The organism is Micrococcus lacusdianchii (assembly GCF_023155805.1).
Lineage (GTDB): Bacteria > Actinomycetota > Actinomycetes > Actinomycetales > Micrococcaceae > Micrococcus > Micrococcus lacusdianchii.
In genome coordinates this window covers 1-792 of the sequence record NZ_JAKNUW010000054.1, presented here as the reverse complement: position 1 = coordinate 792, position 792 = coordinate 1, and the positions used below count along the sequence as shown (strand labels likewise).

Annotated in this window: 1 rRNA gene; it reads left to right on the top strand. The window is 56.3% G+C overall.

The window, feature by feature from the left end:
- Positions 1-301 (top strand): 16S ribosomal RNA (locus tag MA879_RS12305); the annotation flags it as partial.
- Positions 302-792 lie beyond the last annotated feature (491 nt).

The window sequence follows — 792 nt, the reverse complement described above, 5'->3', positions numbered from 1 at the left end:
CGGTACAATGGGTTGCGATACTGTGAGGTGGAGCTAATCCCAAAAAGCCGGTCTCAGTTCGGATTGGGGTCTGCAACTCGACCCCATGAAGTCGGAGTCGCTAGTAATCGCAGATCAGCAACGCTGCGGTGAATACGTTCCCGGGCCTTGTACACACCGCCCGTCAAGTCACGAAAGTCGGTAACACCCGAAGCCGGTGGCCTAACCCTTGTGGGGGGAGCCGTCGAAGGTGGGACCAGCGATTGGGACTAAGTCGTAACAAGGTAGCCGTACCGGAAGGTGCGGCTGGATCACCTCCTTTCTAAGGAGCATCAGTGCCCGTTGCATCACCGCGTGTGTGGTGGCGGGTTGCTCATGGGTGGAACATCAGGAAATGGTGCCAGTGGTGGTGCCGGCTGGACGCGAGTACGCCCTTGTGGGGTTGGAATGCGTGTGGTTGGTGGCTGCGTGCTGGTGTTGGCACACTGTTGGGTCCTGGAACAGCAGGCGCCCTGCATCTCTTTGGAGTGTGGGGTTTTGTTGTTTCTTCTCCCTTGTGAAGCGTTGCCCTGGTTGGGGTGCGTGGAGTGGGGTGAGGGTTGTTGTTTGAGAACTGTATAGTGGACGCGAGCATCTTATTTTTGTCATTGCTGCGTGTGGTCATCCCCCTGGGTGGCTGCGTTGAGCGTGGTGGTGACGCCGAGAATGACATCTTAGTTAGATAATTGCTCATTTGAGGACTTTCATGTGTGTGAAAGTTTCTAAGGGCGCATGGTGGATGCCTTGGCAACAGGAGCCGATGAAGGACGTGGG